The organism is Mycobacterium europaeum (genome assembly GCF_034555895.2).
In the GTDB taxonomy this organism is placed as follows: Bacteria; Actinomycetota; Actinomycetes; order Mycobacteriales; family Mycobacteriaceae; genus Mycobacterium; species Mycobacterium europaeum.
The window spans coordinates 853,557-878,999 of sequence record NZ_CP157315.1 but is presented as its reverse complement, the minus strand read 5'-3'; the positions used below and the strand labels follow the sequence as shown (position 1 = coordinate 878,999).

21 protein-coding genes are annotated in these 25,443 nt (G+C 67.2%); 10 read left to right on the top strand and 11 right to left on the bottom strand.

All coding sequences use genetic code 11. The annotated features are described in order from the left end of the window. Positions 1 to 34 precede the first annotated feature (34 nt). Positions 35 to 1,369 carry a nicotinate phosphoribosyltransferase gene (locus tag U8D42_RS04255; protein WP_322859119.1) on the top strand — a complete coding sequence of 445 codons (1,335 nt, stop codon included), beginning with the start codon at positions 35 to 37 and terminating at the stop codon, positions 1,367 to 1,369. Continuing rightward, positions 1,366 to 3,375 (top strand): ATP-dependent DNA helicase, encoded by a 2,010-nt coding sequence (locus U8D42_RS04250; protein ID WP_322859475.1) that lies wholly within the window; start codon positions 1,366 to 1,368, stop codon positions 3,373 to 3,375. The genes U8D42_RS04255 and U8D42_RS04250 overlap by 4 nt, the downstream gene beginning before the upstream one ends. Before the next feature lie 2 nt (positions 3,376 to 3,377). Here the strand turns inward: U8D42_RS04250 and glgP are convergent, their stop codons facing one another. Next, complete coding sequence (gene glgP, locus U8D42_RS04245; RefSeq protein ID WP_322859120.1) at positions 3,378 to 6,023, bottom strand: alpha-glucan family phosphorylase; 2,646 nt, start codon at positions 6,021 to 6,023, stop codon at positions 3,378 to 3,380. 224 nt (positions 6,024 to 6,247) lie between these two features. On the opposite strand from glgP, the gene U8D42_RS04240 reads away from it, so the two are divergent. Then, positions 6,248 to 8,362: an alpha-1,4-glucan--maltose-1-phosphate maltosyltransferase gene (locus U8D42_RS04240; protein WP_322859121.1), complete on the top strand. Its 2,115-nt coding sequence runs from the start codon at positions 6,248 to 6,250 to the stop codon at positions 8,360 to 8,362. A gap of 1 nt (position 8,363) precedes the next feature. Further along, positions 8,364 to 10,559 carry a 1,4-alpha-glucan branching protein GlgB gene (gene glgB, locus U8D42_RS04235; protein ID WP_322859122.1) on the top strand — a complete coding sequence of 732 codons (2,196 nt, stop codon included), beginning with the start codon at positions 8,364 to 8,366 and terminating at the stop codon, positions 10,557 to 10,559. Positions 10,560 to 10,577: 18 nt separating this feature from the next. Here the strand turns inward: glgB and U8D42_RS04230 are convergent, their stop codons facing one another. Further along, entirely contained in the window at positions 10,578 to 11,489 is a 912-nt protein-coding gene (locus U8D42_RS04230) for a tetratricopeptide repeat protein (RefSeq protein WP_322859123.1), read from the bottom strand. A 187-nt stretch (positions 11,490 to 11,676) separates the two neighbouring features. Next, positions 11,677 to 12,864, bottom strand: a complete 1,188-nt coding sequence (locus tag U8D42_RS04225) for an acetyl-CoA C-acetyltransferase (protein WP_322859124.1) — start codon at positions 12,862 to 12,864, stop codon at positions 11,677 to 11,679. An 89-nt stretch (positions 12,865 to 12,953) separates the two neighbouring features. Here U8D42_RS04225 and mce point away from each other — a divergent pair, with 89 nt between their 5' ends. Beyond that, positions 12,954 to 13,421 (top strand): methylmalonyl-CoA epimerase, encoded by a 468-nt coding sequence (gene mce / locus U8D42_RS04220; protein WP_322859125.1) that lies wholly within the window; start codon positions 12,954 to 12,956, stop codon positions 13,419 to 13,421. A 10-nt stretch (positions 13,422 to 13,431) separates the two neighbouring features. Here the strand turns inward: mce and U8D42_RS04215 are convergent, their stop codons facing one another. After that, positions 13,432 to 13,722, bottom strand: coding sequence for a hypothetical protein (locus tag U8D42_RS04215; RefSeq protein WP_322859126.1), 291 nt, complete (start codon positions 13,720 to 13,722; stop codon positions 13,432 to 13,434). Between the two features lie 22 nt (positions 13,723 to 13,744). After that, positions 13,745 to 14,416: an endonuclease NucS gene (gene nucS, locus U8D42_RS04210; RefSeq protein ID WP_322859127.1), complete on the bottom strand. Its 672-nt coding sequence runs from the start codon at positions 14,414 to 14,416 to the stop codon at positions 13,745 to 13,747. A 45-nt stretch (positions 14,417 to 14,461) separates the two neighbouring features. Here nucS and U8D42_RS04205 point away from each other — a divergent pair, with 45 nt between their 5' ends. Next, positions 14,462 to 16,078: an adenylate/guanylate cyclase domain-containing protein gene (locus U8D42_RS04205; RefSeq protein WP_322859128.1), complete on the top strand. Its 1,617-nt coding sequence runs from the start codon at positions 14,462 to 14,464 to the stop codon at positions 16,076 to 16,078. A 50-nt stretch (positions 16,079 to 16,128) separates the two neighbouring features. On the opposite strand, the gene U8D42_RS04200 is transcribed toward U8D42_RS04205, so the two are convergent. Further along, positions 16,129 to 16,650: a hypothetical protein gene (locus U8D42_RS04200; RefSeq protein WP_322859129.1), complete on the bottom strand. Its 522-nt coding sequence runs from the start codon at positions 16,648 to 16,650 to the stop codon at positions 16,129 to 16,131. 470 nt (positions 16,651 to 17,120) lie between these two features. Here U8D42_RS04200 and U8D42_RS04195 point away from each other — a divergent pair, with 470 nt between their 5' ends. After that, the gene (locus tag U8D42_RS04195; protein ID WP_142278315.1) at positions 17,121 to 17,942 is read left to right on the top strand and encodes a hypothetical protein; all 822 of its coding nucleotides are present in this window, start codon (positions 17,121 to 17,123) and stop codon (positions 17,940 to 17,942) included. 298 nt (positions 17,943 to 18,240) lie between these two features. Here the strand turns inward: U8D42_RS04195 and U8D42_RS04190 are convergent, their stop codons facing one another. Both U8D42_RS04190 and U8D42_RS04185 read right to left on the bottom strand, forming a co-directional pair. Beyond that, positions 18,241 to 18,438 (bottom strand): hypothetical protein, encoded by a 198-nt coding sequence (locus tag U8D42_RS04190; RefSeq protein WP_085239221.1) that lies wholly within the window; start codon positions 18,436 to 18,438, stop codon positions 18,241 to 18,243. A gap of 138 nt (positions 18,439 to 18,576) precedes the next feature. Then, positions 18,577 to 18,936, bottom strand: a complete 360-nt coding sequence (locus U8D42_RS04185) for a hypothetical protein (protein WP_068061172.1) — start codon at positions 18,934 to 18,936, stop codon at positions 18,577 to 18,579. 448 nt (positions 18,937 to 19,384) lie between these two features. On the opposite strand from U8D42_RS04185, the gene U8D42_RS04180 reads away from it, so the two are divergent. Next, entirely contained in the window at positions 19,385 to 20,083 is a 699-nt protein-coding gene (locus U8D42_RS04180; RefSeq protein ID WP_141659196.1) for a CAP domain-containing protein, read from the top strand. A gap of 57 nt (positions 20,084 to 20,140) precedes the next feature. Here the strand turns inward: U8D42_RS04180 and U8D42_RS04175 are convergent, their stop codons facing one another. Both U8D42_RS04175 and U8D42_RS04170 read right to left on the bottom strand, forming a co-directional pair. Next, positions 20,141 to 20,623: a hypothetical protein gene (locus tag U8D42_RS04175; protein ID WP_085239223.1), complete on the bottom strand. Its 483-nt coding sequence runs from the start codon at positions 20,621 to 20,623 to the stop codon at positions 20,141 to 20,143. A 334-nt stretch (positions 20,624 to 20,957) separates the two neighbouring features. Next, positions 20,958 to 21,296, bottom strand: a complete 339-nt coding sequence (locus U8D42_RS04170; protein WP_085239224.1) for a hypothetical protein — start codon at positions 21,294 to 21,296, stop codon at positions 20,958 to 20,960. On the opposite strand from U8D42_RS04170, the gene U8D42_RS04165 reads away from it, so the two are divergent. Further along, positions 21,286 to 21,513 (top strand): hypothetical protein, encoded by a 228-nt coding sequence (locus U8D42_RS04165; protein ID WP_322859130.1) that lies wholly within the window; start codon positions 21,286 to 21,288, stop codon positions 21,511 to 21,513. The two genes, U8D42_RS04170 and U8D42_RS04165, sit on opposite strands and share 11 nt — an antisense overlap. A 494-nt stretch (positions 21,514 to 22,007) precedes the next feature. Then, a complete protein-coding gene (locus U8D42_RS04160; RefSeq protein ID WP_085242778.1) occupies positions 22,008 to 22,412 on the top strand; it encodes a hypothetical protein in 405 nt (134 codons plus the stop codon). A gap of 112 nt (positions 22,413 to 22,524) precedes the next feature. Here U8D42_RS04160 and U8D42_RS04155 read toward each other — a convergent pair whose 3' ends face one another. Beyond that, entirely contained in the window at positions 22,525 to 25,296 is a 2,772-nt protein-coding gene (locus U8D42_RS04155; protein WP_322859131.1) for an ATP-binding protein, read from the bottom strand. Positions 25,297 to 25,443 lie beyond the last annotated feature (147 nt).

The window sequence follows — 25,443 nt, the reverse complement described above, 5'->3', positions numbered from 1 at the left end:
CCGAGCCCCCGACGCCAGCCGATACCGTTATGGAATGAACGACCCGGTCGTAACTGGGCTGCTTACCGACAAATACGAGTTGACGATGCTGGACGCCGCATTGCGCGACGGCACCGCCGCTCGCCTGACGACCTTCGAATTGTTCGCCCGCCGACTCCCGGAAGGCCGCCGCTACGGCGTGGTCTGCGGGACGGGCCGCCTCCTCGAAGCGTTGCCGCGGTTCGGCTTCGACGACGAGGCGTGCCAGCTGCTGGCGCGATTTCTCGATCCGGACACGTTGCGGTACTTGCGCGATTTCCGGTTCACCGGCGACATCGACGGCTATGCCGAAGGCGAGCTGTATTTCCCCGGCTCTCCCGTGCTGTCGGTGACCGGCACGTTCGCCGAATGCGTCGTGCTCGAGACGCTGGCGTTGTCGATCTTCAACCACGACTCGGCGGTCGCGTCGGCGGCGGCGCGAATGGTGAGTGCGGGCAGGGACCGTCCGCTGATCGAGATGGGATCGCGGAGAACCCACGAACACGCCGCGGTCGCCGCGGCGCGGGCCGCCTATATCGCCGGCTTCGCCGCGTCCTCCAACCTGGAGGCTCAGCGCCGATACGGGATCCCCGCAGTGGGCACCTCGGCGCACGCGTTCACCATGCTGCACGCGAGCGGGGAACCCGCCGAAGTCACCGAACTCGCGGCGTTCCGCGCCCAGGTCGATGCGCTGGGTGTCGGCACCACGCTGCTGGTGGACACGTACGACGTGACGACCGGTGTGGCCAATGCCGTCGCCGCCGCCGGGGAGTCGCTCGGCGCGGTCCGCATCGACTCGGGCGAACTGGGTGTGCTGGCGCGCCAGGTCCGCGAGCAGCTCGACCGGTTGGGGGCCACCCGGACCCGCATCGTGGTCTCCGGTGACCTCGACGAGTTCTCCATCGCCGCCCTGGGCGCCGAGCCGGTCGACAGTTACGGCGTCGGTACCTCCCTGGTGACGGGTTCGGGCGCACCGACGGCGAACATGGTCTACAAACTCGTCGAAGTCGACGGGATGCCGGTGCAAAAGCGCAGCAGCCACAAGGAATCCCGGGGCGGCCGCAAAGAGGCGCTGCGCCTGACGCGCTCGTCCGGCACCGTCACCGAGGAGGTGGTGTATCCGGCGGGCCATCGGCCCCCGGTGACCGAGCCGTATCGGGTGTTGACGGTGCCGCTGGTCCGCGGCGGCGCCGCGGTGTCCGAACCGAATATGGCCGCGGCGCGCGAGCTGGTAGCTTCCGGACTGCGCAGTCTGCCGTGGGAGGGTCTGAACCTGTCGCCCGGGGAGCCCGCGATCCCCACGACGCTGATCCCCGCCGGCTCGGTAACACCGCAGAGCAGAAGAGGCTGACCACGTCCGAGGTGTCCGTGCCCGAGTTGCTGGCCATCGCCGTGGCCGCCCTCGGCGGCAGTGAGCGCAGCGGCCAACTCGAGATGGCCAACGCGGTGGCACGGGCGTTCGAAACCGGCGAGCATCTCGTCGTGCAGGCGGGCACGGGCACCGGAAAGTCACTGGCCTACCTGGTACCCGCGATCGTCCGCGCCATCGACGACGACTCGCCGGTCGTCGTCTCCACGGCCACCATCGCGCTGCAACGCCAGCTCGTCGACCGCGACCTGCCCAGGCTGATCGATTCGATCACCGACGCGCTCCCCCGCCGCCCGCAGTTCGCGCTCCTCAAGGGCCGCCGAAACTATCTGTGCCTGAACAAGGTTCACAACGGCGGTGCCGAAGCCGAGGAGGATGCGGGCGACCGGCCGCAGGAGGAGCTTTTCGATCCCATGGCGGCCACCGCACTGGGGCGCGACGTCCAACGGCTCACCGCCTGGGCGTCGACGACCGAGTCCGGTGACCGCGACGACCTGAAACCCGGTGTGCCAGATCGGTCCTGGTCCCAGGTCAGCGTTTCGGCGCGGGAGTGCCTGGGCGTGGCCCGGTGCCCGTTCGGCTCGGAGTGCTTCTCCGAACGGGCGCGCGGCCGGGCCGGCGGCGCCGACATCGTGGTCACCAACCACGCGCTGCTGGCCATCGACGCCGTCGCCGACTCCGCGGTGCTGCCCGAACACGCGCTGCTGGTCGTCGACGAGGCCCACGAGCTGGTCGACCGGGTGACCTCGGTGGCCACCGCGGAGCTGACCCCGGCCGCCCTGGGCGTCGCGGCCCGCCGCATCGCCCGGTTGGTGAATCCCGAACTGACGCAACGCCTGGAGGCGGCGACGGCCAACTTCGCGGCGGCGATCCACGAGGCTACGCCGGGCCGCATCGACCGCCTCGACGAAGAGCTGGCGACCTACCTGACCGCGCTGCGCGACGCGGCGACCGCCGCGCGCTCGGCGATCGACACCACGAGCGACGCGAAGGCGGCCGCGGCCCGTGCCGAAGCGGTCGCGGCGCTGAGCGAGATCTCGGACACCGCGTCGCGGGCCCTCACGTCGTTCGGTCCGGCGATTCCCGATCGCACCGAGGTGGTCTGGGTCGACCACGAGGACAACAGGGGCTCGATGCGCCCGGTGTTGCGGGTGGCGCCACTGTCGGTCGCGGGCCTGCTGCGCGGCCGGGTGTTCTCCCGTTCCACGACGGTGCTGACGTCGGCGACATTGACCATCGGCGGGTCCTTCGACGCGATGGCCGCGGCGTGGGGACTGACCGCCGCGGACACTGAGGATGCCCGCTGGCGCGGCGTCGACGTGGGCTCGCCGTTCCAGCACGCCAAGGCGGGAATCCTCTACGTCGCCGCTCATCTGCCCCCACCGGGCCGGGACGCCACCGGGTCGGCCGAGCAGCTGACCGAGATCGCCGAGCTCATCACCGCGGCGGGCGGACGCACCCTGGGATTGTTCTCGTCGATGCGGGCAGCCCGGGCCGCCGCGGAGGCCATGCGCCAACGGTTGTCGACGCCGGTCCTGTGCCAAGGCGACGACAGCACGTCCGCGCTGGTCGAGCAGTTCAGCGCCGACCCGCAGACGTCGCTGTTCGGGACCTTGTCGCTGTGGCAGGGCGTCGATGTGCCGGGGCCGTCACTGTCCCTGGTGCTCATCGACCGCATCCCGTTCCCGCGCCCCGACGACCCGCTGCTGGGCGCGCGGCAGCGCGCGGTCGCGGCGCACGGCGGCAACGGGTTCATGGCGGTCGCCGCCAGCCATGCCGCACTGCTGCTGGCCCAGGGTTCGGGCCGGCTGTTGCGCCGGGTCACCGACCGTGGAGTGGTTGCGGTGCTGGACTCGCGGATGGTCACCGCCGGCTACGGCGGCTACCTGCGCGCCTCGCTGCCGCCGTTCTGGCCGACCACCGACCCCGCGCAGGTCCGCGCCGCGCTGGAGCGGCTGCGCACGGCGTCGGAGGGCCTGCCCGCTTGAGCTCAGCGGGCCAGGGTGACCAGACCGAGCTCGGTGCTGCCGGCGAGCATCGGGTGATGGGGCAGCACGCGCACCGTGTACCCGACGGCCCCCGCCAGCGGTAAGGACAGCGTCGTCGAAAACACCTGGTTGCCGCCCTCGGCGGTGCCGGTGTACGACATCTCGACGGTGATCGGGTCCAGGAGCGCGTCGCTGGCGTCCACCCGGCCCACCACCGCCTGGACCGTGACCTCGTCGGGGGCGAGCCCGTCCAGCGCCACGGTCGCGGTCAGGGTCAGCTTGGACCCGAGCACCGGGGTGTCCGGCAGGCCGGTGCTGTCGACGTCGGTGATGGTGATCTTGGGCCATGCCTCCTGGGCGCGCCGACGGTACGCGGCCAGCTCGCGGGCGGCGCCGAACTGGCCGGCGTCCTCGCCGTCTTCGGCAGGCCCCACCGTCCTGCGCAGGGACTGCGCCGCGTGCGTGTAGTACTGCTCGACGTAGTCGCGCACCATGCGCGAGGCGAGCACCTTGGGCCCGAGCGTCTGCAGTGTGTGCCGCACCATCTCGATCCACCGCGGCGGCACACCGTGTTCGTCACGCTCGTAGAACTTCGGCGCCACCGCCTGCTCCAGCAGGTCATAGAGCGCGCTGGCCTCCAGGTCGTCGCGGCGGGCCTCGTCGGCCAGGCCGTCGGCGGACGGTATCTCCCAACCGTTTTCGCCGTCGTACCATTCGTCCCACCAGCCATCGCGGATGGACAGGTTCAGCCCGCCGTTGAGCGCGCTCTTCATCCCCGAGGTGCCACAGGCCTCCAGCGGCCGCAGCGGGTTGTTCAACCAGACGTCGCAACCCCAGTACAACAGCCGCGCCATGGACATGTCGTAGTCGGGCAGGAAGGCGATGCGGTCGCGCACCTCCGGCCGGTCGGCGAAGCGCACGACCTGCTGGATCAGCGCCTTGCCTCCGTCGTCGGCCGGGTGCGACTTGCCCGCGACGATCAGCTGGATCGGCCTGTCCTCATCGAGCAGCAGGCGTTCGAGCCGCTCCGGGTCGCGCAGCATCAGCGTCAGCCGCTTGTACGTGGGCACCCGCCGGGCGAAACCGATGGTGAGCACGTTCGGATCGAAAGCAGTTGCTATCCAACCCAATTCAGCGTCGGAGGCGCCGCGTTCGAGCCAGGATTTGCGCAGCCGGCGCCTGACGTCCTCGACCAGCAACGCGCGCAGTTGCGAGCGGATCCACCAGAGATGACCGGCGTCGACCTGGTTCAGTCGCAGCCACACGCCGGGATCGCCGAACGAATCCGACCCGGCCAGCTCGCGCCCCAACTGCAACCATTGCGGCGCCGCCCAGGTGCGCGCGTGAACCCCGTTGGTGATCGAGCCGATCGGCACCTCGTCCGCGTCGAAGCCGGGCCACAGCTCGTTGAACATGGCGCGGCTCACCTCGCCGTGCAGCAGCGAGACGCCGTTGGCCCGCTGCGCCAGCCGCAGACCCATGTGCGCCATGTTGAATTTGGTCGGATCGTCCTCGGCGCCCAGCGCGAGGATGCGGGCCGTCGGCACGCCCGGCAACAACGTGGGCGCACCCTTACCGCCGGCTTTCTCGGCCTTGCCATCGGGGCCGTCTCCGGCATGCCCGTCGAAATAAAGCCGCACCATGTCGATCGGGAAGCGGTCGATGCCGGCGGGGACCGGGGTGTGGGTGGTGAACACGGTGCTGGATCGCACGACGGCCAGCGCCGTGTCGAAGTCCAGCCCGGCGTCGGTCATCAGCTCGCGGATGCGTTCGGCCCCGAGGAACCCGGCGTGCCCCTCGTTCATGTGGAACACCTCGGGTGCGGGCCGGCCCTCGATGGCGGTGAACGCGCGGATCGCCCGCACGCCGCCGATGCCGGCCAGCAGTTCTTGACGCATCCGGTGTTCCTGGTCACCGCCGTACAGCCGGTCGGTGATGCCGCGCAGCTCGTGCTCGTTCTCGGGGACGTCGGAATCGAGCAGCAGCAGCGGGACCCGGCCCACCTGCGCGACCCAGATCCGCGCGCGCAGCTGGACGGAATCGGGAAGCGTCAGCTCGACCAGGACGGGATCGCCGACGGCATCGGTGAGGAGCCGCAACGGCAGCCCTTGCGGGTCCAGTGCGGGGTAGGTCTCGTTCTGCCAGCCGTCCGCGGTCAGCGACTGGCGGAAATACCCGGACCGGTAGTACAGGCCCACCGCCACCAGCGGCACCCCGAGGTCGGAGGCCGACTTCAGATGGTCCCCGGCGAGGATGCCCAGGCCGCCCGAGTAATTGGGCAGCACCTCGGCGACGCCGAACTCCATCGAGAAATAGGCGATGGCCGCCGGCATCGCCACACCGTCGGCCTGCTGCTGCTGGTACCACAGCGGACGGCTCAGATAGTCGTTCAGGTCGGCGGCCAGCTGATCGAGCCGGCCCAGGAACGCCTCGTCGAGCGCCAGCTCGTCGAGCCGTGCCGGATTCACCGCGCCCAACAACGCCACCGGGTCGGAGCCGCACCGCTGCCACAGGTCGACGTCGACGGTCGCGAACAGGTCCTGGGTCGGCTTGTCCCACGACCATCGCAAGTTGGTCGACAGCTGGTTCAGCGCGGCCAGCCGTTCGGGAAGGTGGGCACGGACGGTAAAGCGGCGGAGGGCTTTCACGCGTCCTTACCTTACTGAGGATTTCGCCCCGCGCACGGCGGCAGCGACCGCTTTTCCCACCGAGGGTGTGACCGGACACTAGGGTGGGTATCGGGTAGTTATTGGGGCCGCAACGGCGCTTCCCCGCAGAGGAAGTTCCCCACGACAGGAAGTTTCGCCAGACGAGAGGCATTCCGCGACGAGCACACCGCGGTTTGGCCGCACACATTCGGAACGGAGCTGTGGTGCCTGGTCGTGTCGAGATCGATGACGTCCAACCCGTCGTTTCCTGCGGCGCGTATCCCGCCAAGGCGGTGGTCGGCGAGACCGTCCCGGTCAGCGCGGCGGTGTGGCGGGAAGGCCACGAGGCCGTCGCCGCCACCCTGGTGGTGCGCTACCTCGGGCCGCGCTATCCGCAGGTGACGGAAACCCGCCGGATCAAAGCGGTTGAGGCGCCCGTCAAGCCCCCGACCGAAGTCGACGGCGGGGTGGACCAGCAGCGGGTCAAACCGCTACAGCTGCCGATGACGATCGGCCTCGAGCCCTACGTCTTCCACGGGCAATTCACGCCCGACCGGGTCGGCTTGTGGACGTTCCGGGTGGACGGCTGGGGTGATCCCATCGACTCCTGGCGGCACGGCGTGGTGGCCAAGCTGGAGGCCGGCCAGGGCGAGACGGAACTGTCCAACGACCTCCTCGTCGGGGCCGCGCTGTTCGAGCGCGCCGCGACGGGGGTACCCCGCGCGCGGCGCGAGCCGCTCATGGCGGCCGCCGCGGCGCTGCGCGACCCCGGGGACCCGGTCACCCGTTCGGCGCTGGCCCTGGCGCCGGAGACCGAGGAGATTCTGGCCGAGTATCCGCTGCGCGATCTGGTCACCCGCGGCGAACAGTACGGCGTCTGGGTGGATCGTCCGCTGGCCCGCTTCGGCTCGTGGTATGAGATGTTCCCCCGCTCGACCGGTGGGTGGGACGCCGACGGCAAACCCGTACACGGCACCTTCGCGACGGCGGCGGCCCAGCTCCCGCGGATCGCGGCGATGGGCTTCGACGTGGTGTACCTGCCGCCCATCCACCCGATCGGCAAGGTGCACCGTAAGGGACGCAACAACTCTCCCACCGCCGCCCCCGGAGATGTCGGTTCCCCGTGGGCGATTGGCAGTGACGAGGGCGGCCATGACGCCGTCCACCCCGACCTGGGCACCATCGAGGACTTCGACGCCTTCGTCGCCGCGGCCCGCGAACTGGGCATGGAGGTGGCGCTCGACCTGGCGTTGCAGTGCGCGCCGGACCATCCGTGGGCACGCGATCACCGCGAGTGGTTCACCGAACTGCCCGACGGCACCATCGCCTACGCGGAGAACCCGCCCAAGAAGTACCAGGACATCTATCCGCTCAACTTCGACAAGGACCCGGCGGGTCTCTACGACGAGGTCCTGCGCGTCGTTCGGCACTGGATGGACCACGGCGTCAAGTTCTTTCGGGTGGACAACCCGCACACCAAGCCGCCGAACTTCTGGGCGTGGCTGATCGCCCAGGCGAAGAGCATCGACCCCGACGTCCTTTTCCTGTCCGAGGCTTTCACGCCGCCGGCCCGGCAATACGGTCTGGCCAAGCTCGGGTTCACACAGTCCTACAGCTACTTCACCTGGCGCACGGCCAAGCAGGAACTCACCGAGTTCGGCGACGCCATCGCCGCCTCCGCGGACTTCCGGCGGCCGAACCTGTTCGTGAACACCCCCGACATCCTGCACGCCATCCTGCAGCACAACGGGCCCGGCATGTTCGCGATCCGGGCGGTGCTGGCCGCGACCATGGGTCCGGCGTGGGGCGTGTATTCGGGTTACGAGCTGTTCGAACACCGCGCGGTGCGGGAGGGCAGCGAGGAGTACCTGGACTCGGAGAAATACGAACTGCGGCCCCGCGATTTCGCCGGCGCGCTCGCCGAGGGACGCTCGCTGGAGCCGTTCATCGCCCGGCTCAACGAGATTCGCCGCCTGCATCCCGCGCTGCAGCAGCTGCGCACCATCCACTTCCACAGCGTGGACAACGACGCGCTGCTGGCCTACAGCAAGTTCGACCCTGCGACCGGCGACTGTGTGTTGGTGGTGGTGACGCTCAACGCGTTCGGCGCCGAAGAAGCCACCCTGTTTTTGGATATGGCGGCATTGGGTATGGAGCCCTACGAGCGGTTTTGGGTGCGCGACGAAATCACCGGCCAGGAATTCCAATGGGGTCAGGCAAACTACGTTCGCATCGACCCTGCGCGAGCGGTGGCGCATGTCATCAACATGCCACTCATTCCGCAGGAGTCCCGGATGAAGCTGCTCCGTAGGCCACCAAACGGACCGGAGGGACTGTGACATGAGCCAAGCCGACCAACTCGCCAGGACGCACCTGGCGCCCGACCCCGCGGACCTGTCGCGCCTGCTGGCCGGCACCCATCACAACCCGCACGGCATCCTGGGCGCCCACGAATACAGCGACCACACCGTCATCCGGGCGTTCCGTCCGCACGCGGTCGAGGTGGTCGCGCTCATCGGAGACGACCGATTTCCGTTGGAGCACATCGAGTCTGGCCTGTTCGCCGTGGCTTTGCCCTTCGTCAACCTGATCGACTACCGGCTGGAAATCAAATACGAGGGGTCGGACCCGTACACGGTCGCCGACGCCTACCGCTTTCTGCCCACCCTGGGCGAGGTCGACCTCTTCCTGTTCGGCGAGGGCCGCCACGAACGACTCTGGGAAGTGCTCGGCGCTCATCCGCGCTCCTTCACCACGGCCGACGGTGTCGTCAACGGGGTTTCGTTCGCGGTGTGGGCGCCCAACGCCAAGGGTGTCAACCTGATCGGCGAGTTCAACGGCTGGACGGGCAGTGATGCGCCGATGCGGTCGCTGGGTTCGTCGGGGGTATGGGAGCTGTTCTGGCCGGACTTTCCCGCGGAGGGCCTGTACAAGTTCCGCCTGCACGGCGCCGACGGGGTGGTGACCGAGCGGGCCGATCCCATGGCCTTCGCCACCGAGGTGCCGCCGCATACCGCCTCCCGCGTGACGCGCAGCGAATACACCTGGCGGGACGCCGGATGGATGGAACAGCGCGCCCAGCGCAACCCGGTGTTCGAGCCGATGAGCACCTATGAGGTGCACCTGGGCTCGTGGCGGCCCGGTCTGAGCTACCGCGAGCTGGCCCACCAGCTCACGGCGTACGTTCTCGAGCACGGGTTCACCCACGTCGAGCTGCTGCCCGTCGCCGAGCACCCGTTCGCCGGATCGTGGGGCTACCAGGTGACGTCGTACTACGCGCCGACGTCGCGGTTCGGCACGCCCGACGATTTCCGGCTGCTGGTCGACTCCCTGCACCAGGCCGGCATCGGCGTCATCGTCGACTGGGTGCCGGCACACTTCCCGAAGGACGCCTGGGCGCTGGGACGGTTCGACGGCACACCGCTCTACGAGCACGCCGATCCCAAGCGCGGCGAGCAATTGGACTGGGGCACTTACGTTTTCGACTTTGGCCGGGCCGAGGTGCGTAACTTCCTCGTGGCCAACGCCCTGTATTGGCTTGAGGAGTACCACGTCGACGGCTTACGTGTGGACGCGGTCGCCTCCATGCTGTATCTGGACTACTCGCGCCCCGAGGGCGGCTGGACGCCGAACATCTACGGCGGCCGGGAAAACCTGGAGGCCGTGCAATTCCTGCAGGAGATGAACGCCACGGTGCACAAGTCGGCCCCAGGAATCGTCACCATCGCCGAGGAGTCGACGTCGTGGCCGGGCGTCACGCGCCCGACAAACCTTGGTGGCCTGGGCTTTTCGATGAAGTGGAACATGGGCTGGATGCACGACACGCTCGACTACATCAGCCGCGACCCGATCTACCGCAATTACCACCACCACGAGATGACGTTCTCGATGCTCTACGCATTCAGCGAGAACTACGTGCTGCCGATCAGCCACGACGAGGTGGTGCACGGCAAGGGCACACTGTGGGGGCGGATGCCGGGCAACAACCACGTCAAGGCTGCCGGGCTGCGCAGCCTGCTCGCCTACCAGTGGGCGCATCCCGGCAAGCAGCTGCTGTTCATGGGACAGGAATTCGGCCAGCACGCCGAGTGGTCCGAGGAACGCGGCCTGGACTGGTGGCAACTCGACGAGCAAGGGTTCTCGAACGGCATCCTGCGGATGGTGCGCGACATCAACGACATCTACCGGAGCCATCCGGCCCTGTGGAGCCAGGACACCATCCCCGACGGCTACTCCTGGATCGACGCCAACGACTCGGCCAACAACGTGTTGAGCTTCTTGCGGTATGGCAGCGACGGCTCGGTCATGGCCTGTGTGTTCAACTTCGCCGGCAGCGAGCACAGCGGCTACCGGCTGGGCCTGCCGTCCGCCGGCCGCTGGCGCGAGGTGCTCAACACCGACGCCACCGACTACAACGGCTCCGGGATCGGCAACATGGGCGGGGTGGACGCCACCGAGGATCCCTGGCATGGCCGGCCGGCCTCGGCGGTGCTGGTGCTGCCGCCGAACTCGGCCCTGTGGTTCGAGCCCGCGTAAACGGCTTCGACCCGAAGCTCAGTAGAGCGCGTTCGCGAGGTTGCGACGGCCGGCGACGACCTCGGGGTCGGCGGGATCGAAGAGTTCGAAGAGCTCGATCAGCCGGGTGCGGACACGGGTGCGCTCGTCTCCGGATGTGCTGCGCACCAACGCGATCAGCCGCTCGAACGCCGCGCCGACGTCCTGGTTGAGGATCTGGACGTCGGCGGCCGCGAAGGCCGCGTCGATGTCGCCCGGTGCCGCATCGGCCGTGGCGAGGGCGTCCGGCGGGTGTGCGGTCGCACGCATCAGAAAGTCGATCTGACGGATCGCGCCCTTGGCTTCGGCGCTGCCCGGATTGGCATCCAACAGCGCCTGATACAAGCCGCGGGCCGCCTCGAAATTTCCGGCCTCGAGTTGTTCCCGCGCCGCGGCCAGCTCGGGATCAACCTCGTCGGAAGCCGCGGAGTCGCTTGGGCCCCTGAGCTTCCCGGCCGTCGCCGAGAGAAGCGAGTCGAGCCACCCCCGCAGCTGGTCGGGTGGCTGCATGCCCTGAAAACTGGACAGCGGCTGCCCGGCGGCCAGCGCCACGACGGTCGGCACCGCGTCGACGCCGAATATCTGCGCCACCCTGGGCGCCACGTCGACGTTCACCGTCGCCAGCGACCATTTGCCGCGGTCCTCGGCGGCCAGCCCGGACAGGATGTCGACCAGTTGGACGCACGCGTCGCTGCGCGGTGACCACAACACCACCACAACGGGCACTTCCTCGGACCGCAGCAGGACTTCGCTCTCGAAATTGGCCTCCGTGATCGCGGCGACTCCAGGGCCGCCATCGCCGGGCGCCGTCGCGCCGCCGGGCGGCGGCGGCTGCTGGGCCCGCTGCTTGAGGCCGGACAAGTCGACCGCACCGGCAAGCGCGGGGCCAATCGAGGGTCGCGGACGCGTCACGACGTCAAGTTTGTCATGCGCATCGGCGACCGATCCACCCGGTGGCGCGGGCGCTCGGCGCGGCCTGGCCGCACCGGAAATCGCGCCGGAGCGACCCTGCACCGGGAACTATGACGAAAATCACACCGCTTCCCGTGCGCCTCGTGTCAGCAACATCGACCTGCGCCGGCCCACGCCGACGAGGCCGCTACTTTGCGTTTGCCCGCAGGATCAGGGCGTCGCCCTGACCGCCCGCGCCGCACAGCGCGGCGACACCGTAGCCGGAGCCGCGGCGGGCCAGCTCCAGCGCCACGTGCAGCGTGATCCGCGCGCCCGACATGCCGATGGGATGCCCGACGGCGATCGCCCCGCCGTTGACGTTGACGATGTCGGGATCCAGGCCGAGTTCGCGGGTCGAAGCCAACGCGACCGCCGCGAACGCCTCGTTGATCTCCACCACGTCGAGCTGGTCCACGGAGATGCCCTCACGGCTGAGCGCCTTCTTGATCGCGTTGGCGGGTTGCGACTGCAGGGTGGAGTCCGGTCCGGCCACAACGCCGTGCGCGCCGATTTCCACCAGCCAGGTCAGCCCGAGATCCTCCGCCTTGGCCTTGTTCATCACCACCACGGCCGCCGCCCCGTCGGAGATCTGGGACGCCGAACCGGCGGTGATGGTCCCGTCGCGCCGGAATGCCGGCTTGAGCCCGGACAGGGACTCGACGGTGGTGTTGGCGCGGATCCCCTCGTCCTCGGTGAACTGCAGCGGATCGCCCTTGCGCTGCGGGATGTTGACGGGCACGACTTCGTCGGCGAACACGCCGTCCTTCCACGCCGCGGCCGCCTTCTGATGCGAACGCGAAGCGAACTCGTCCTGCTCCTCGCGGGTGAACTTGTCCGCGTCGTTGCGCTGCTCGGTCAGGGCGCCCATCGGCTGGTCGGTGAAGACGTCGTGCAGGCCGTCGTAGGCCATGTGGTCGAGGACCGTGACATCGCCGTACTTGTAGCCGGCGCGGCTGTCCATCAGCAAATGGGGCGCCTTGGTCATGGACTCCTGCCCGCCGGCCACCACCACATCGAACTCCCCGGCACGAATGAGCTGGTCGGCGAGCGCGATGGCGTCGATGCCCGACAGGCACATCTTGTTGATGGTCAGCGCCGGAACGTCCCATCCGATGCCGGCCGCGACGGCCGCCTGGCGCGCGGGCATCTGCCCCGCCCCGGCCGTCAGCACCTGGCCCATGATGACGTACTCGACCGCCGAGGCGGGCACGTTGGCCTTCTCCAGCGCGCCGGCGATCGCGATGGCACCCAGATCGCTGGCCGAGAAATCCTTCAGCGAACCCATCAACTTACCGATCGGCGTACGCGCTCCAGCAACGATCACCGACGTCGTCATGACTATCTCCTAAGGCCTACTAAGGCGCCCCTGGACGGCCGATTTGGCCTCCCGGAGAAGCGCGATCTTTGCCGCCAGGTTACCTTTATGTGATGACGACCGATCAAGTTGACGCCCGTCAGATCCTGGCCACCGCGCTGGTGACGGCGATCGATCACGTCGGCATCGCAGTCGCCGACCTGGATGCGGCCATCGCGTGGTATCGCGACCACCTCGGCATGATCCTGGTGCACGAGGAAGTCAACGAGGAGCAGGGAATCCGCGAGGCCATGCTGGCCGTGCGGGGTGCCCCAACCGGTACCACGCAGATCCAGCTGATGGCCCCGATCGACGACTCCTCGACCATCGCCAAGTTCATCGACAAACGGGGGCCCGGCATCCAACAGATGGCGGTCCGGGTGAGCGACCTCGACAGCGTGGTCGAGCACCTGCGCTCTCAGGACATCCGGCTCCTCTACGAGGTGCCCCGCCGCGGTACGGCAAACTCACGGATCAATTTCATCCACCCCAAGGACGCCGGCGGCGTTCTCATCGAGCTTGTCGAACCGGCCGCCTGAGGCTCGGCGATCAGGACCACTTCCGGGTAGGGCCGCGCGTGGCGCGGTGCGTCCAGCAAGTTGCATGCCAATGCCGTCGATCGTCGGCGCCGCCGAGGGTCGGATCCGTCGTCCACGCCACCAGATGTGCTGTGCCCGCGCGTATTTCGTGATCGCAACCGGGACAGCGATAGGTCTTGACCGCTCGGGACCCCGCGACGGGACGGACCTCGTACTCGTGGCCGTCGGGCCCGGTCTCCACTCGGCGCAGCATCGGTGGCGGCGGCGACGGCCGACGTGGCGGTGTACGACGCCGGACCATACCGCCAGCCTAGTCACGAGGCTTAGAAAAGCCGGTACTCGTCGCTGTCCATCCCACGCATCTTGTCGTAGTCCAGCGTGATGCAACGGATTCCGCGGTCGGTGGCGAGCGTGCGCGCTTGCGGCTTGATCTGCTGGGCCGCGAACACCCCCCGCACCGGTGCCAGCACGCTGTCGCGGTTGAGCAACTCGAGGTAGCGGGTGAGCTGCTCGACGCCGTCGATCTCCCCCCGCCGCTTGATCTCCACCGCGACGGAACCGCCTTGCTCGTCACGGCAGAGCAGGTCGACCGGCCCGATCGCGGTCATGTATTCGCGGCGAACCAGCGTGTAGCCCTCGCCGAGCAGTTGCACGTGCTCGGCGAGCAACGCCTGCAGGTGGGCTTCGACGCCGTCCTTGACCAAGCCGGGGTCCACGCCGAGATCGTGGCTGGAGTCGTGTTCGACCGCCTCGACGGTGATGCGCAACTGCTCGCCGGTCTTGTTCTGCACGACCCATACGGGCGCCTGGTCACCGGGCTCCTCGGTCAGCCAGCACGGCGGACTCATCCAGTTGAGCGGCTTGTAGGCGCGGTCGTCGGCATGCACGCTGACCGAGCCGTCGGCCTTGAACAACAGCAACCGGCGCGCCGACGGAAGATGCGCGGTGAGCCGGCCGACGTAGTCCACAGTGCACTGGGCGATCACTAGACGCACCCGACTCACCTTAGAGCGTGGCCGACTAATTAGGCTGACGCCACCATGTCGGCCAACCAGAGCTTGGCAAAACGCATCGGCCGGGTGCTCGAGGCGGTCACCCGTCAGAGCGGCCGGCTACCGGAGACCCCGGCGTACGGCTCCCTGCTGTTGGGACGGGTCACCGAGAGCCAGCAACGCCGCCGCGTCCGCATCCAGGTCATCCTGACCGTGCTGGTCCTGGGCGCCAACCTGATCGGCATCGCGGTCGCGCTGCTCCTGGTCACCGTCGCCATCCCGCAGCCGAGCGTGTTCGACGACGCGCCGTGGTGGATGACCTTCGCGGCATCACCGGCCTATATCGCGCTGGCGCTGGCGGTGGGCACCTACTGGATCACCCGCAGGACCGTCATGTCGCTGCGCTGGGCGATCGAGGAGCGGGCGCCGAACCGGGAAGACGAGCGCAACACCTTCCTCGCCCCATGGCGCATCGCCCGCTTCGACCTCATCCTGTGGGGAATCGGAGCGGTGGTGTTGACGACGCTCTACGGCCTGGTCAACACGCTGTTCATCCCGCGCTTCCTCATCGCGGTGGGCATCTGCGGCATCCTGGTGGCCACCGGCAGTTATCTGCTCGCCGAGTTCGCGCTGCGCCCGGCGGCGGCTCAGGCGCTCGAAGCCGGGCCACCGCCGCGGCGATTCGCCTCGGGCATCATGGGCCGGACCATGGTGGTCTGGTTCCTCGGTTCGGGGCTGCCCGTTCTCGGCATCGGTTTTCTGGCGGGATTTCAGGCCCTGATGCGGAATTTGACCGAAACCCAGTTCGCGGTCGGTGTGCTGATCGTGTCGATCGCCACGGTGATCTTCGGGTGCCTGTTGATGTGGATCCTCGCCTGGCTCACCGCAACTCCGGTCCGCGTGGTCCGCACGGCGCTGCGGCGCGTCGAGCGGGGCGATCTGCGGGGCGACCTCGTGGTCTTCGACGGCACCGAACTCGGCGAACTGCAACGGGGTTTCAACGCGATGGTCGACGGGCTGCGCGAGCGCGAACGCGTTCGCGACCTCTTCGGCCGGCACGTCGGGCGCGAAGTCGCCCTCGCCGCGGAACGCGAACGGCCGAAGCTGGGCGGCGAAGAACGCCATGTCGCAGTCGTATTCATCGACATAGTCGGGTCTACCCAATTGGTGACCAGCCGGCCTCCGGCCGAAGTCGTCTCGGTGCTCAATCAATTCTTCGGCATCGTCGTCGAGGAAGTGGACCGACACTGCGGCCTGGTCAACAAGTTCGAGGGCGACGCGACGCTGGCCATCTTCGGGGCCCCCAATCATCTGGACCGTCCGGAAGACGAGGCGCTGGCCACCGCGCGCGCCATCGCCGAGCGGCTCGACGACGAGATGCCGGCGTGCCAGGCCGGTATCGGCGTGGCGGCGGGGCAAGTGGTCGCCGGCAACGTCGGCGCCAGGGAACGCTTCGAATACACCGTCATCGGCGGGCCGGTCAACGAGGCGGCCCGCCTCTGCGAGCTGGCCAAGTCGTACCCGGGCAAGCTGCTTGCGACGGCCGGGGCGCTGGGCGGCGCGAGCGAGAACGAACGCGCCCGTTGGCGTTTGGGCGAGACCGTGACCCTGCGCGGACACGAGCGCCCCACCCGGCTGGCTTCGCCCGCCGACTCGCCCGCGTGACGCGATTGATTTCCGAGCCGAGTGGGTAACGGAACTAGGGATATCGCCCCTCAAGAGATTGGTGTTGACATGACCGGTAGTGCAACTGCCCGCCGTGTTTCCGTCGCCGCGGGCATCGCCGCGGCGATCGCCCTGAGCTCGCTGACAGCGGGATGCGGCTCGAGCAACAACAACAAGAACCCGACGACGTCGAGCGTCACCACCACGGTCACGACGCCGGCCAGCGTCAGCGTCACCACGACCGCCCCGGCCGCGACCACCCCTGCCGCCCCCGGTGGTGGCGGTCCCGCGACCGGACCCGGAGGTGCCACGACCGCCGGACCGGGTGGCTCCGGCGCCGGCGCCGGACCCGGCGGGGCCAGTGCGGGCGTGCCGGGCGCGGGAGCCTCCGCCGGCCCCGGCGGAGCGGGCGCCTGCGCCGGTGGCGTCTGCGTCGGCACCCCTCCCGGCCCGTAGCCCCGTTGCGCGATGACGCCGGCGCGGTCACCGGCGTCATCGCCCCGACGGTGCTCCCCCACCCACGCCGACGCCACCAACCAGGCGCCGGTGCGCAACAGCGCGCGATGGAGCACTCCCTCGCCGACCCGGTAGACGAGGACGCCGAGTGCGCCGCCCTTCGTGGCGATGCATCCCGGGTTCGGCGCGCGGACACTGCCGGATGAGATCTGTGCCGCAGCGCATCTTCAGCCGAGGATGGTGTCGGAAGCGACGCGTCGCAACACGACCGCCGGCTTGGTGTCAGCCGGACTACGCGTTGGTCGCTGGCCCATCAACGGCAGCAATTGCGTGTGCGGGCCGAGCATGCTTCCGGTGGCCGACGCCAACCCGTACCGCGATGTCGGCGCCCCGCTAAGTTACCGAAGCCGCCGCATAAGTGAGCGCCTGTTGGTCCGCCGAACCGCTATGCAGCGCGGGGCGCCGCTCGCATTACGCCCGACGCAGTTCATCCGGTAGCCGACCGCAGTCGATCGATAGGGAAACTCCTTATTTTTTCCCACCTCCCGACGGGTGAGAGTCGAGGGAATGAAGTGAACCACTGGCCGTGCGCGTCGTCCGCGGCATTGGTGACCTGATAGGGAAAGAGGAGAACGGCATGGCACGAAGGATGAATTCAACGCTCGCCTTCGCGATGACAGCCGCGACGGGTGTCGCCCTGTTCTCCGGTGCGGGGCCGGCCGTGCTCGCTCATGCCGACCAACAGGACACAAAGCAATACGTCAACAACGAACGCCGCTCCACCGCATGTCCCCCGCTGACCGAGCGTGGCGACCTCGACAATGCCGCTCAGCAGTACGCCACCACGGAAAAGGCCCCGGTGCAGCTGGCCGGATACGCGGGTAGCGTCGTCGCCTTCCTGGGCTCCGGTGACCCCTATGCCAAGGCTGCTGACAGCGCGATGGGAAAAGCAAAAGGCGCGGTCCACGATTGCAAGTACAACGACTTCGGCGTGGGCTTCATCCGACATGAAGATCGCAGCGTCGATGTCGTCACCATCGTGCTCGGCCAGTCCTCCACGACGCCCACGACCCCTCCACCCGTCAACCAGGCGCACGGCCCGGGACTCGACCTGGAGGCGAGTGCGGTAGTTCAGGCCCGCAGCGACACCGGCTGCCCCGGCTTGGCTTATCAAACTGCACTCGAGGGCGTGGCTCAGCAGTACGCCAGGACTGAGACTCCCGCGTTCGCGTCTGGGCAAGTCGGATTTCTGGCATCCGGCGATCCGGCGGCAAGAGCCATCGACATCCTGACCTCCAAGGCGCATGGCGCCATTGCCGATTGCAGCAACACTGTGTACGGAGTGGGCTTCATCCGGCATGAAGATCGCAGCGTCGACGTCGTCACGGTTGTGCTGGCGAAGCATTGAGCATGCGCGTGCAGCTATCGGACCGCTCGACACGTAGCTGTGTCATCCGACCTGCCACCAACATGCGGCGGGTTGCTCGCGCCCAAAAGTCTTTGGGCTGCGGCTCATTACCCTCAACGGAGCAGGCCGGCCCGGATGCGAGCGGCCAACAAAAGGAGCCGATCGGAACGGTGAAACTGTCGCAGACGTGGTGACGATGCCAACTCCGGCGTCGAATGGGCGAGAAAGCCGGCACCCATACACATCTGGGGTTGCTTACGCTCCGTCGTGCTACTGCGCCATACGTTGTGGCCGACCACTATCCCCGCCTGGGACCGATCGGTGGCACCTGGGTGGCCGCGGACACCCGGTCCGCCGGAAGTCCCGCCCGCAGGCATGCGAGGACAACAAGCTCGGCGGAGTTGGCGGCGAATACGCCGAACATGTAGGCGTCCTGCGGGACCGCGACCGCGTAGAGCAGCTGAGGTGGATCGGCTTCGGAGGCGATGGCCGCCAATGATCCGCGTAAGCACTGTGCAATGTCCGTAATTGGTCGATCGTTGTTTTGACGGGTGTACCACTCCGCCAGATAGCACGATGACGGGCCGACATCGTCACGCGTCACGTCATCCACTTCCGCAGCCGCCATCCAGGGCTAACGGGGCACTTGCGGTGCGATTTCGCGAGCCAGTTTCACTGCGGCGGCATTCGCCTCGTCGGGCGACAGTCGCAAGACGGCCACCTGCACCGTATTGACGCGGTTGCCGGCGGCGAATTCCACCTCGCCGCCACCCATGTAACGCATGCCGTCCGGCCCCGGCTTGGTGACGTCGGGGAAGCCGGGGGCGGGCAACTTATTGTTGAGGGCAGTGCCGGGATTGCTGATGGTGAGCGACAGCGATTCCTCGGTCGCTGTGTTCTGCCATGTGCAATCACCCTGTTCGGGATCCTTGCCCGTCGACACACCTGCCACCGAGACGCCGAGCAACGACGAAATCTCTTCCGGCGCGATCATGGCGCAGGCATCGATGCGTGCGGCAGCGGATGGCTTCGAAGCGACCGCGGATTGTGGCGCCGTCGCCCCACCGCCGCCGGCCGTCGGGCCGTGCGATCCGCAACCGGCTGCTACGCAGCACAACGCAACGATGGTCAACACTTGCGGGCGACGTCGCCGTCGGGGCGCGACACCACTATTGCCTAGCGAGCTCATGAACAGGTACCTCCGACGCGCCGGTGATTCGACAGCCCAACGACTTTCGACATTAGGAGCGCCAGATTGCGGGTATCAATAGGGAGTTCCCCTACACCCGCGTCGAACGCGATCAAACGGTGCCGGTGACCATCCGCCGCACCGCATCACTCGTCTGAGAGCCAGAGTCATAGGGAAACGCCCTATTGGTGCCGAGCCACGCTCGGCATAGCGTGGCGGGAACTGCACCGGAGTGACGTAGCGAGGAGGCGTCATGACCAAGACACGACCAGACGTAGGGGTTGTCCTCTCCGCCACGACAGCCAGCTTGGTCGCCTTGGCGGGCATCGCCGCGACTCCACTCGCGCACGCCGATTCTCTCGACGCAATTCGGGGCGCTGTTAATGGCGCCCGCGCCGAATCGACCTGCCCGCCCCTGGCGTACTCCGGTCAACTCGAAGCCGCGGCACAGGAACTCGCCAGACTCCCGAACGACGCCTATGAGCGCATCAACCCTCACGGCTACCAGGGCGCCACCAGCGGCAATCTCGTGCGCGATGATCCCACTGCCAGGGCTACATCCGAACTAGTTGCACAGGAACGGATTCCCATCCATGACTGCGCCAACAAGGATTTTGGCGTTGGCATGTTTCGGGACGGGGGTGCGGACAAGAGCATTGTCGCCGTCGTCCTGGGTAAGCCGGCGCCCCCGAAAGCCGCACCGGCTCCGGCACCTGTGCCGTACCAGCAATTTGCCAAGGTGATCGGCGGGGATGCCGATGTGTTCGACATCGCACACAACGACGTCCCCGATCCCAAGACTGGCGTGGTCGCGGCCAAGGTCGGCAAGTTGACGAACGGGTCCCAGGTCTACATAGGCGTGCCATGCAAAGACGGCTGGTGCCAAGTCAACTCAAATCAGATCCAGCGTGGCTATGGGTTCGTCGAGCAAAGTCACCTACAGTTCATTTGAGCCGGACCCGGTGGCCATCGCGCGGATTGCGGGCTGCACAAGTTGCGTTTCAGCCGCTCACTGGTCGCAGACGAACTTGCCGACCGAGTCCCAATTGCCACGGTGGACACCCGCGTCTGGGGGACCGAAGTCCTCGTAACTTCCGCGGGCGCTGCCATCGGGGTAGATATGGCCCGTATACATGCTCTGCCAACCGTTGCTCCAGTTGACAGTGAAACCGAATGAGTCGCCCTTCATGCCGCCGGGCGTGATGATGTTTCCTTTGACCTCTGGTCCTCCGTGGCCCTCGAAACTGGCCTGGCCCGTCAGCGACGGGTAGGCGAACACCTTGTAACCGTTGTCTTCGGCCAGGATCAGTTCGTCCGTCACGCCACGCCACTTCTGGCACGGTCCCCCAGCGGTGACCGTGCGGGAGGCAGCAGCCGCGTTGTCAGCAGCCGCCTGATCGCGGACATCCGGGGTCACGCAGACCGCATCGCCGGAATAGGCATTGCGCCAAACGAAACCCGGTTTACAGACGTTGCCGTCGCCGGGTTGCACGTTGTTCGCGGCAGCGGCGTTCTGCTGTGCGGTCTTGTCCCTGGTCTCTGGGGTGACGCAGACGGCGTCCCCTGGACGAGCAGCGCGCCAGACGAATCCAGATTTGCACGCCGGGGCGGGCGGGTCGGAAATTGCGGCCGGTGCACCTGCGAGGGCGGCCGCAGCCGCAAGAGGAACCGCGCACATCGCTGCCCGCCGCATGGATCTTGTTGACATCGCGTTCCTTTCGACTACTCGCGGGTTGCAAACGCGTCTCTCACGCTAGGTGCGACGAGAAACAGGGCGGTATCGGTAATTTCCCTATGATTTTCGGCGCCCAGCGGAAAGGCGGGCCCTAGAGAGGTCGCGCGACTTGGGTACTCACCTGCATGCCGTGGCCAGTGCGGTCATTGGTGAAGACGAAGCTGTCCCCGGTCGCCACGACGGACCACCCTTGCGCCTCGTATGTCCCGGGTTTCAGCTCAACCTTGCCGGCAAGCGCGCCGAGGTCCGCGTCGACGAATTGGAAATTGCCGTCCGCGCTGACACTCACGGTATGAAAGGGGCGACCGTTGCCGCGAGGAGGCCAATCGTCTGAGGAGGTCTCGCAAGCGACCAGTTCGGGGCTGATCGAACAACCGATCGCCTGCGAGACCGTGATCACACGCACATAGCCCTGGTCGTTGGCGATCAACGGAGTGGGTGGTGTCGGCGGCGTCGAGGTCGAGATCAACCGGTACGTCCGCGGCACCACAAGTCCCGTTGTTGACGTCGTGGCGACCGGCGTCGTCGGGACGCTAGCGAGAACCATGATCGCCGCGACGGTCGACATCCGGTTTGCCTTGGCGCAGGCTCTGCTTCGCATGGAACTCCTGTCGCTTGAAAATTTGAAGGAGACCATCCCACGCTAGCGGTGCACTGGCCGGCCACACATCAGGGAAAGCACTATCACTTCGGCGTTCGGCCATCGAACTTATAGGGAAACTCCGTATTCCATCGCGGACCCCGCCGGCTTTAGCTTTGAGGCGCGAACAGAGCGTAGGCGGCGACAGGAGTTGTTCTGATGTCTTGTGATTCGGCACCAGAGACCAAGTCCGTAGACGAACCCGGCCGCGGGCCGGAGCGAGCCGCACGACGTAAGGACCGGCGCGCGGTCGGAATATCCGTGCCGTTGCTCGCTGCGGCCGTTGTCCTTTTCGGCTTCACGATCCCCGTCGCTTCTGCGAATGGCGGATGCATTCCCGGTGACGCCAACGGACAGGTTCCACGTCAAGCACGACCCGGTGACAACGTTTGCGTATCACCAGCGGTCGCCTCGGAAGTCCAAACCGAGAATGCGGCCGCAGCCGCCGGCCAAGGCTACGCAGGTGGAGGCGCAAGCGGGCCGAAGACATGCGTTTCCGGCTTGGTCTGGCGGGAAGCGTACGACGGCGATGCGGTGTGTGTCAGCCCGCAGAGGCGCGCCGAAACCTGGCAGGAGAACGCCAACGCCGGTATCGGTGCCACTGGCGGACTGAAGCCACAGACGAACTCGACCGCGTCCGGGGAGCACACGGTGACCTACCAGGTCCTGGGAGCGGGTGATGTCTTCTCGGCCATTCCCGATCCCGGCACGCCGGTGTATCCAGCCAGCACCACGACATGGGTGTCGACGCCGTGGTCGCAGACGGTGCGGGTTACCGGAACCAAGTTTCTGGCCTTGAATTACACGGACCACAACGGTACTCACGACTGCGCGATCCTGGTAGACGGCCAAGCCGTTCACCTCACGGAGCACAAACCGGGACGCTGTGCCTACCAAATTCCCTAAGTCCGTCTTAGCGATGTGCGGGTAACGCACCGGGCAGCGGCTGGCGGCCGAACTTTATATGTCGCGCCAAACATACACTGTCAGGACATATTTGGTGAACCAGAGCCGTTGTTCACGCGTCGCTTTCCAGTCGGTCCAGGCGACGGCCGAGCTCTGCGCGGGACCGGATGCCGAGCTTGCGATAAATCCTCGAGAGGTGCACCTCGACGGTCTTGGGGCTGATGAACAGTGCAGCGGCGATGTCGTGGTTCGTCTTCCCGGCTGCCGCTAAGTCGGCGATCCGCTGCTCCGCTGACGTCAGCACCTTCGAATCAGCTCGACCGAAGTTGATGCGTTCCAGAGAGGTTCGCGCACGTCGCTCCCAAAGGGGTGTGCCGAGTTCTTCGAATGTCGCCGCGGCCGCGCGCATCGCCGCGGCGGCCTTCTCGCGGCTACGCTGTCTCCGCAAGATTTCACCGAGCAGCAATTGCGTCCGGGCCCGCTCGAACGGCATCGGTAGCCGCTCATGCTCGGCCATGGCACCTTGAGCAGCCACCAGCGCCGCTCCCAGATCTCGTCTCCCGGCCAGGAGCATCGCCCGACAACGCGCACCCGACGCCAGCATCCAGGGCCGATCCAACCGGCGGCCGTTCGCCTCCAGGACCTCGATCAGGCTGTCGGCCTCGTCAAACCGGCCGAGGTGAATGAGGGCTTCAGCGGCGTCGGGCAGGAAAGGGGTGACGAAGATCTCCGTGGCCCGCGGGTGCTCCTCGAATGCGGCTACCAGCGGTGACAGTACCTGCAGCGCAGCCTCGTAGTTGCCGAGGGAAACTTCAAGAAAGCCAAGTGTGGTCGTCGGCCACACGGTAACTAGTGCAGGTGAGTCGCACCGCCGAGCCGCCATCAGCGCGTCGGTGGCGTCACGGCGAGCGATGGGCTCGTCGCCCGCATAGGCGGCCACCATGGCCTGGATCATCAGTGCCACCGCCAACGGGAGGTCCTCATCGAGAAGACGCGCACGCTGCAGGGCATCTTCACCGATGAGCGATGCTTCCGCGAAGTTGCCGCGCCATATCTCGTTGAGTGCGCCGTGGAAAGCATCGACCATCATTTCGCTGTCCGCACCACGTTCGATGTAGCGCTGTCTGATGACCCTGAGTTCTCGCCGCCCATCGTCAAGTTTTCCCGTCCCGACGAGCAGTGCGGCGCGCTGGAGCGTGGGCCACAACATGGCTGACGACGGCTCTTGGCCGTCGTCGAGCAGCATCGCGGTTCGCAAAGTTGTCTCGTCGAACCCCTCACCGACCAAGAAGTGCACCAGCACTTGCATGCTCAGCGCTTGGCTGAGCACCTGGCGGTCGTCTAGACGGACCGCTCTGTTGACCGCCTCGTTGGCCGCATGAACTGCGGCGTCGAACTCGTAGATGTTGATCCGTGCGAAGGACAACGACACGAGTATCCGACCAAGCAACCCGTTATCCCCGGCGGCCGCGTCCGCCGCTCGCTGCAGCAACCTGGCGGCGTCCCGGGAACTGCCGTCAAGCAACGCCCACAATCCCAGCAAGCTGAGGGCCTCAGCATGCACCTCCACCGGTGCTGAATTCCTGAGCACTTCATCGAGGACTTCGCGTGCGCGCGCGGCATCGCCAGCACTGAAATGAAATTCGCCGCACCGGATCTGACGTTCTGGGCTGCCGGCACCGAGCTCATTGGCTAATTCCATGAACTCGGCGGCGGCCGCTGGCGCCCCACGCCGGCTCGCCAACTCAGCCGCCGCATCGAGGGCCTCCAACGTCGCCGCGTCACCGTGGGTGGCGGCCAGTGCCAGGTGGCGAGCGCGCAATTCCGGGTGGTCAACCAGCGCCGCCAGGCGCCTGTGCATGTCGCGCCGTTGCGCGGGCGGGGCAGCGGTGTAAACCGCGGCGGTGAGCAGCGGGTGCGTGAACCTCAGCCGGTTACGGTCGATCGTGACGATGCCGCGCTCCTCTGCAACGAGCAGTCGCTGAACGCACTCATCGACGGCCCACCCCGTCGCCTTCGACACGACATCTACCGTCGGTTCAGCCAGACATGCTGCGGCAAGGAGTATTTCGCGAAGTCCGTCATCGAGCACTCCAATTTTGGAGGTCACTACCCCAGCCAACGTCGTCGGCAGAGTCATCTCGATACCCGTTTGGCCCTCGGGTATTGTGCGCGCCAATTCGAGGGCGTAAAACGGATTGCCGCCAGACGCATCGTGGATCCGCAGCATGGCATGTCTTGAAACCGAGCGACCCAACCGCGCTGTGATGACTTGATGTAGCCCAGCGATGGTCAAGGGTTTGAGCGCAATTCGCGTTATCCCATTTGGGTTTTCGAACTGGAACCACGACACATCGTCACCGTCCCCGGTGCGCACGGTCGCGAGCAGCCCGACCGGGCCTGAGAACCGTCGTGCCGCGAACGCGATGATGCGAGCACTCGAAGGGTCCAGCCATTGGAGGTCGTCAATGGCCACCAGGACGGGTGCGCGATCCGACAGAATCTCGATTAACGAAAGGAACGCCGCCGCAATCGCACGCTGGTCGGTTGTCTGCCCATCGTCGCTGACCTGCAACAGCATTCGGTCGACAGCCATGCGTTGCGGCGCTGGGAGCGCGTCAAGGACTTCTTCCGGGATCCCCGAAAACAGGTCCGTCAAGGAAATGTAAGCCGTCACCGATTCGGTCGCCGCAGCGCGCGCGGTGAGCACATGCATGCCTCGTGCCCGGGCCTGCTCGATTGCGGCCAACCACAGGGTGGTTTTGCCGATACCGGCCTCGCCCTCCAAAAGCAAGCATGCCGGCCTTGTGGAGCAGGTAGTGAGGAAGTCGGAGACGTCTTCGGCCTCCGCAGCACGACTCCCCGGTAGCAGTGGCCCGTCCATGAGCGTCAGCGCGAACAGCCGCCAGCGAACAAAACCCCGCCGATGTCGAACACGGCTGAGGGCGCCAGCTCGCCCGACCGCAGGAGCCGTGGCCGAGCCTGCAGTGCGAACCGGCTCATGAGCCGAGGCAACTTCGCATAGAGCGAA

Coding starts and splice junctions, on each gene's coding strand:
- U8D42_RS04185 (WP_068061172.1), bottom strand. CDS start 18,936: ATGATCGCGCCGGAAGAGATTTCGTCGTTGCTCGGCGTCTCGGTGGCA.
- glgB (WP_322859122.1), top strand. CDS start 8,364: ATGAGCCAAGCCGACCAACTCGCCAGGACGCACCTGGCGCCCGACCCC.
- U8D42_RS04205 (WP_322859128.1), top strand. CDS start 14,462: ATGTCGGCCAACCAGAGCTTGGCAAAACGCATCGGCCGGGTGCTCGAG.
- U8D42_RS04155 (WP_322859131.1), bottom strand. CDS start 25,296: ATGGACGGGCCACTGCTACCGGGGAGTCGTGCTGCGGAGGCCGAAGAC.
- U8D42_RS04215 (WP_322859126.1), bottom strand. CDS start 13,722: ATGGTCCGGCGTCGTACACCGCCACGTCGGCCGTCGCCGCCGCCACCG.
- U8D42_RS04255 (WP_322859119.1), top strand. CDS start 35: ATGAACGACCCGGTCGTAACTGGGCTGCTTACCGACAAATACGAGTTG.
- U8D42_RS04225 (WP_322859124.1), bottom strand. CDS start 12,864: ATGACGACGTCGGTGATCGTTGCTGGAGCGCGTACGCCGATCGGTAAG.
- U8D42_RS04180 (WP_141659196.1), top strand. CDS start 19,385: ATGACCAAGACACGACCAGACGTAGGGGTTGTCCTCTCCGCCACGACA.